This window comes from Flavobacterium psychrolimnae, from assembly GCF_003312425.1.
GTDB lineage: Bacteria > Bacteroidota > Bacteroidia > Flavobacteriales > Flavobacteriaceae > Flavobacterium > Flavobacterium psychrolimnae.
This window is the reverse complement of the sequence record NZ_QNUX01000016.1, coordinates 101556-107866: the sequence shown is the minus strand read 5'-3', so window position 1 is coordinate 107866 and position 6311 is coordinate 101556. Positions and strand designations below refer to the sequence as shown.

The 6311-nt window shown below is 34.0% G+C and carries 7 protein-coding genes and 1 pseudogene; 2 read left to right on the top strand and 6 right to left on the bottom strand.

What is annotated here, in order from left to right; translation table 11 throughout:
- The first annotated feature begins 151 nt into the window (after window positions 1-151).
- Together DR980_RS14990 and DR980_RS14985 are read left to right on the top strand one after the other, a co-directional pair.
- The gene (locus tag DR980_RS14990; RefSeq protein ID WP_167400573.1) at window positions 152-379 is read left to right on the top strand and encodes an HTH-like domain-containing protein; all 228 of its coding nucleotides are present in this window, start codon (window positions 152-154) and stop codon (window positions 377-379) included.
- 4 nt (window positions 380-383) lie between these two features.
- A complete protein-coding gene (locus DR980_RS14985; protein WP_113637647.1) occupies window positions 384-608 on the top strand; it encodes a hypothetical protein in 225 nt (74 codons plus the stop codon).
- 204 nt (window positions 609-812) lie between these two features.
- On the opposite strand, the gene DR980_RS14975 is transcribed toward DR980_RS14985, so the two are convergent.
- The 6 genes and pseudogenes from DR980_RS14975 to DR980_RS14950 form a co-directional block, all read right to left on the bottom strand.
- The gene (locus DR980_RS14975; RefSeq protein ID WP_113637643.1) at window positions 813-2273 is read right to left on the bottom strand and encodes a M56 family metallopeptidase; all 1461 of its coding nucleotides are present in this window, start codon (window positions 2271-2273) and stop codon (window positions 813-815) included.
- A pseudogene (locus DR980_RS14970) lies at window positions 2270-2389 on the bottom strand (BlaI/MecI/CopY family transcriptional regulator); the annotation flags it as partial. The pseudogene DR980_RS14970 and the gene DR980_RS14975, both read right to left, overlap by 4 nt.
- 37 nt (window positions 2390-2426) lie before the next feature.
- On the bottom strand, window positions 2427-3788 hold the full coding sequence (locus DR980_RS14965) for a M56 family metallopeptidase (protein WP_113637641.1): 1362 nt from the start codon (window positions 3786-3788) through the stop codon (window positions 2427-2429).
- Window positions 3785-4159, bottom strand: a complete 375-nt coding sequence (locus DR980_RS14960) for a BlaI/MecI/CopY family transcriptional regulator (RefSeq protein WP_113637639.1) — start codon at window positions 4157-4159, stop codon at window positions 3785-3787. Before DR980_RS14960 ends, DR980_RS14965 begins: the two co-directional genes overlap by 4 nt.
- Window positions 4160-4168: 9 nt before the next feature.
- A complete protein-coding gene (locus tag DR980_RS14955) occupies window positions 4169-4594 on the bottom strand; it encodes a toxin-antitoxin system YwqK family antitoxin (protein ID WP_113637637.1) in 426 nt (141 codons plus the stop codon).
- Window positions 4595-4838: 244 nt separating this feature from the next.
- Window positions 4839-6227, bottom strand: a complete 1389-nt coding sequence (locus DR980_RS14950; protein ID WP_113637634.1) for a dipeptidase — start codon at window positions 6225-6227, stop codon at window positions 4839-4841.
- Between the last annotated feature and the right edge of the window lie 84 nt (window positions 6228-6311).

The following is a 6311-nucleotide window of genomic DNA, read 5'->3' as shown; positions in this document are numbered from 1 at the left end:
TGTGTTGCATTCTTAAAAATACGAAAAATCTTCTTTTTATACTAGTATTTTGTTATATTTGATGATAATACAACGGAGGTTTTTTCACAGACTGACGTTGGGCAAAATTTTGCCGCTGCAAAAACTGTTATTGAAACTAAAATTATAAAATATGACATTAAATGAATTAGGAGCAAAACTTAGCGAAATGTATAATAATGCACCGAAAGGTGATTCTGTAGCAATGATACATTTATTTGGAATTAAATATGCAAGCGAAATTAAAGGATGTAATTACTCAAAAAAAGATATAATTACACAATCTGGAATTTCTACATCATATTTAACTGAATTAACCAAAGGTGTAAAGTTGGCTGAATATGTAATTCCGAAAAATTAATTGCATGGATAAATTATATATTCGCTCCAAACACTTTAAATACGACGAGTTACAAACAGTTATAAAGCAATTAAAAGAATTAAATTACGAATGGATTGCTAACGTAGATTATATTGGTAGTAGCGATTCGGAAGAAATAGACGTGACTTTTTCTCTTTTAAAAGAAGATTTAGGAGAATTTCTTGCAGTTATATTTAGTTGCGGATACTTTCATGCATTCGAAAGATAAAAACGGCGCCCAACAGCTACAAAGGATTTGGGCATTTGGCTTAATGAAAAGTTGGTTTTGTATTTGGGATAATTTGCTTCGCTTGTTCGCTATCGTTCGGGTAGCAAATCCGAAAATAAGGCTTAATTTATACACACACCATCTAAAATCCATAAAACCTTAGTTTAACATATCCGCTTCAAAAGAAGCGGATTTTTTTTACTATTATGATTTTGATTGAATAGTTATAGGTAAGCTGTACATTACTCTCACAGGAACGCCGTTCATTTTACCAGGAATCCATTTCGGGCATATTTTCAAAACACGAATGGCTTCATCACCAGTTCCAAAACCAATATCTCGTATGTTTTTTATGTCACTTAAACTTCCGTCTTTTTCTATGATAAAGGTGATGTATACTTTTCCTTTTAAGTTAGGTTGTTCAGGAGTTTTAAAATTATTGCCTACAAATTTGTAAAATTCCATAATTCCTCCCGGAAAATCTGGTTTTTCGGTTATTCCAGCAGTATTATAGACTTCATTTTCCCCTTTTTGGACAAACTTATTTTCAGAATCGTACGCATCAATTTCAATTACTTCAGGAGCTCCTTTACTTAAAATCACCAGAAGTTCCTCGTTTGTAGGCAATTCTTTTTGCTTGGATAGGATAGAAGGTATACCTCTCTTTTCTACAGGAGTTAGTTCATTGTATTTTTTTTCGCTGGCAATCTTTCCTTTTTCATCTTTAATTTTAAAAGTAGTTTTGTCGTAATACGTTTTAATTAAATTTCCGGGTTTCGCAGGAGTAGTTTCTTTTTTTACATTGGTTTCTTGCGCAACGACTTTCGTACACAATAAAAACAATAAGGCAGTTACTACAGGGATTAGCATTGCTTTTTTTAATAAAGCTTCTGTTTTTGATGTGGTTTTTGTCATCATAAGTAATCGTTTTTTAGTTATTAAATAATTCAAATTACTGGCCAAGTAAAAAGTTTGGTTCTCGTTCGCTTTCGATAATAATAAAGATTGGTAGAACGGAACATTGTTATAGGAGGTCACTACTTTCTCGTCAGCAAGAAATTCGTGGTTGAGTTGTATGGCTTTTTTGTAAAAAATAAAAATGGGGTTGAACCAAAAAACGGTTTTCAATAGTTCGATGAACAAAATATCCAAAGTGTGTTTTTGGGTTACATGCGTAAGTTCGTGTGTGTACAATTCAGCTTCAATTTCACGGTTGTTGTATTCCGTTTCGTTGATAAAAATTGCATTCAGGAAAGTATGCGGCAAGGTTTTTTCGGGAACCAAAATCAATTTGGCATTCTTATAATCAATTGGTGTATTCGACTTCATTTTAGATGAAATCTTGATGATATTGCTGATAAAACGTATCGCTAAAACGAGTGTTACTAAACCATATAAACTCCATAATCCTATTGCCAGATAGTTAGTTTCCTCCAGTATTACAGCGTTTCCTTGCAGTATTTGGATATTTCCCGGATTGACTGTAGGTTGTGCTATTTCCTGAATCACTTCGATAGTTATAAATGGAATCACCATCGAGAAAACAAGGCTGAACAACAAGTAAAACCTATTGAAAACGTGTATTTTTTCTTTTTCCAAAAACAAATAATACACTGCCAGTAGCACTAATAAAGTAATTGTCGATTTGATTAGAAAGTCACTCATTTTTTCTTTTTTAAAATTTCACTGTCGATTATTTTCTTGAGATCTTCCAATTCCGTTTGAGACAAATTGGTTTCTTTGGTAAAGAATGAGGCAAATTGCGAAGCTGATTCAGGAAACATAAATTTGGCTTTTGTAAATCAATTGATTCTTTAACTATTTGGTTCTTATAGGTCTGACATTTTTATTATTTGAAAGTGTAACTTCTACTTTCTCTCCGGAGAATTTCTTATGCGAGTTTTTTAAATTTTTATCAAAATAATTATGTGTGTAAAAATTATATTGAAAGGCTTGCGGGAATTTTTTGCTTCTAGCATTTTTTGAAACGCTACTTCCTTGAAAAAAAGCAATATCAGTTGGTTTGAAATTATTCAAATGAGCATTTGGTTCGTGTTTACCATCCACCCATATCGCGTATTTCTTAGAATCTTTGAAGTTTTCCAACTCTTTTTCGTTTGGAGATTTTTTTTGAAACGCATTAGGTACATAGAAAAAACATTTTCTTTTTTCTTCTAAAGTTAAATCTTCATATTTTTTATCAATTTTTTTGTTATTGATAAGGTCATGGATTATGACTCTAACTCCAGAATAATAAGCATCTTTTCTTTCATCATCTGTTTGTGCTTTTTTGGGTTGGTCAGCAGTGAGAGGTTCAGTTTTTTCCTGCGCAACGACTTTAGTACAAAGTAAAAATAATAGTGTAGCTACTATTGGCATGAGTATTACTTTTTTTAATAAAGCTTCTGTTTTTGATGTGGTTTTCGTCATCATAAGTAATCGTTTTTTAGTTATTAAATAGTTCAAATTACTGGCCAAGTAAAAAGTTGGGTTCGAGCTTGTCTTTGAGAGTAACAAAGATTGGTAGAACGGAACATTGTTATAGGAGGTCACTACTTTCTCATCAGCAAGAAATTCGTGGTTGAGTTGTATTGCTTTTTTGTAAAAAATAAAAACAGGATTGAACCAAAATACGGTTTTTAATAGTTCGATGAATAAAATATCCAAAGTGTGTTTTTGGGTTACATGTGTCAATTCGTGTGTGTACAGTTCCGCTTCAATTTGACGGTTGTTGTATTCCGATTCGTTGATGAAAATTGCATTCAGGAAAGTATGCGGTAACGTTTTTTCGGTTACCAAAATCAATTTGGCATTCTTATAGTCAATAGGTGTATTCGACTTCATTTTAGATGAAATCTTGATGATATTACTGAAAAAGCGTATCGCCAAAACGAGTGTTACTACAGCATACAAACTCCATAATCCTATCGCCAGATAATTTGTTTCCTCCATGATTATAGGGCTTCCTTGTAGTATTTGGATATTTCCGGGTGTAACTGTAGGTTGTGCTATTTCCTGAATTACTTCAATAGTTATAAATGGAATCACCATCGAGAAAACAAGACTGAACAACAAATAAAACCTATTGAAAACGTGTATTTTTTCTTTTTCCAAAAACAAATAATACACTGCCAGTAATACGCATAAAGTAATTGTCGATTTGATTAGAAAGTCGCTCATTTTTTCTTTTTTAAAATTTCACTATCGATTATTTTCTTGAGTTCTTCCAGTTCCGTTTGAGACAAATTGGTTTCGGTGGTAAAGAAAGAGGCGAATTGTGATGCGGAATTGTTGAAGAAATTACTAATCAATCCGTTGACGTGTTTCGAGAAATAGTCGGTTTTCTTGACCAAAGGATAATATTCACGAGAGTTCCCAAATTCATTGTAGGCTACAAATTGTTTGTCGATCATTCTTTTTAATAAAGTAGCGATGGTTGTGGTTGCGGGTTTTGGTTTTGGGTAGGCTTCAAGCAAGTCTTTCATAAAGGCTTTCTCGAGTTTCCAAAGGTGTTCCATTACTTGTTCTTCAGCGTTCGTTAGTTGTTGCATGTTTATTTTTTATTTGGTGTGAATTTCTTGAACAGGTATTCCTTTTTCATAGATTTTGGTTCCTAGTAAAACCCCTTCGGAGTCATAAAATGTCCATTCTCCTGTAGGCAGCCATTCTATTTTTGATTCGATTACATGTTTTTTTGAAAATCCTATTTGTTGAATTTTTCCAGTATTGTGATATTTGATAACGTGGCAACTATTTTTTTTATACTTTTCTTTTGAAAGTAGTCGATCGCTCATAAATTCTTTCCAAGTTCCTGTTTTATCTCCTTTTTTGTATCTTCCTGTTGCGACAGATTCGGTGTTCATGAATTTTTCCTTCTGAATCCATTTGCCTGTTTTTAATCCGTTTTTGGTTTGATTAATTTTGCAGCTGGTTAGGCTTATACATATTAAAAGGATGATAATTTTATATTGATTTTGGACTTTCATACTCTACATGTTAAAACATTGCTCTACAAATGTAGAATAAAAAATAACATAAACAAATTTTAAAGAAAAATATTTTGATAGTCAGCGGTTTGCGTTAAGGATGGGAGTGGAAATCCTTTTTATTTTTTTGTTTTAAAAAATAAAAAGATTGAGAACGGACAGCCTGACCCGCTATTTTCAGCGGGAAACGCCCAAAAAAAAATCCGCCCTGTGTAGAGCGGATTTAGTATTTGATGAAAGGGATTTATTTTGATAACTCCACAAAATATTTGTAAAACAACGGAATGGTTTCAATTCCTTTTAGGTAATTGAAGATCCCGAAGTGTTCGTTTGGCGAGTGAATGGCATCGCTGTCCAGACCAAATCCCATTAGGATAGTCTTACTTTTTAGCTCTTTTTCGAATAAGGCAACAATAGGAATACTTCCTCCGGAACGCACCGGAATTGCGGGAACGCCAAAGGTTTCCGTATACGCCATGTTTGCGGCTTTGTAGCCAATGCTGTCTATTGGGGTTACGTAACCTTGTCCGCCATGATGCGGTTTTACTTTTACGGTAACGCCGGCAGGAGCAAGGCTGGTGAAATGTTTGGTAAACAATTCGGTGATTTGCTCCCAATCTTGATTGGGTACCAAACGCATCGAGATTTTAGCGAAAGCTTTGCTGGCAATTACTGTTTTGGCGCCTTCACCGGTGTAACCACCCCAGATTCCGTTTACATCCAGTGTAGGACGAATGGAATTTCTTTCATTAGTTACATAGCCTTTTTCGCCATAAACGTCATTAAGGTCTAGTGCTTTTTTATAATTGTCTAAATTGAAAGGCGCTTTAGCCATTTCAGCTCTTTCTTCTAAGGATAATTCTTCTACATTATCATAGAAACCGGGAATGGTAATGTGGTTGTTTTCATCATGAAGCGAAGCAATCATTTTAGCCAACACATTGATTGGATTGGCAACGGCACCTCCGTACAATCCAGAATGTAAGTCACGGTTTGGTCCAGTAACTTCAACTTCTACATAGCTTAAGCCACGCAAACCTGTTGTAATTGATGGCTGCTGATTAGAGATCATTCCAGTATCCGAAATTAAAATCACATCATTTTTTAGTTTTTCCTGATTGCGTTCTACGAACCAGCTTAAACTTTTAGAGCCAATTTCCTCTTCACCTTCAATCATGAATTTCACGTTGCAAGGTAAAGTATTGGATTGAACCATATATTCTAATGCTTTTACGTGCATGTACATTTGGCCTTTGTCATCACAGGATCCACGGGCAAAAATGGCACCTTCGGGATGAATTTCGGTTTTCTTGATTACGGGTTCAAAGGGTGGAGAAGTCCATAATTCGATTGGATCTGGTGGTTGCACATCATAATGTCCGTAAACTAAAACGGTGGGTAATGTTGGGTCTATAATTTTTTCACCATATACGATTGGATAACCCGGAGTATCACAAATTTCAACAAAATCACATCCTGCTTTTTCTAAACTGGCTTTTACGGCATCAGCTGTTTCAAAAACATCGTGCGAATAAGCGGTGTCGGCACTTACGGATGGGATTTTTAATAATTCGATTAACTCGTTGATAAAGCGGTCTTTGTGTTCTTGAACGTATGCTTTAATATTTTCCATTATTTGAATTTTGTTTATATTTCAAAAGTACAAAAAAGAGTATGAATAATTTTTATCAAAATTGTTTTGAAAATTGGAAGTTAA

What these genes read in the sequence shown, in the direction of transcription:
- DR980_RS14990 (WP_167400573.1), top strand. Translation starts at nt 152, where the DNA reads ATGACATTAAATGAATTAGGAGCAAAACTTAGCGAAATGTATAATAAT.
- DR980_RS14985 (WP_113637647.1), top strand. Translation starts at nt 384, where the DNA reads ATGGATAAATTATATATTCGCTCCAAACACTTTAAATACGACGAGTTA.
- DR980_RS14975 (WP_113637643.1), bottom strand. Translation starts at nt 2,273, where the DNA reads ATGAGTGACTTTCTAATCAAATCGACAATTACTTTATTAGTGCTACTG.
- DR980_RS14965 (WP_113637641.1), bottom strand. Translation starts at nt 3,788, where the DNA reads ATGAGCGACTTTCTAATCAAATCGACAATTACTTTATGCGTATTACTG.
- DR980_RS14960 (WP_113637639.1), bottom strand. Translation starts at nt 4,159, where the DNA reads ATGCAACAACTAACGAACGCTGAAGAACAAGTAATGGAACACCTTTGG.
- DR980_RS14955 (WP_113637637.1), bottom strand. Translation starts at nt 4,594, where the DNA reads ATGAAAGTCCAAAATCAATATAAAATTATCATCCTTTTAATATGTATA.
- DR980_RS14950 (WP_113637634.1), bottom strand. Translation starts at nt 6,227, where the DNA reads ATGGAAAATATTAAAGCATACGTTCAAGAACACAAAGACCGCTTTATC.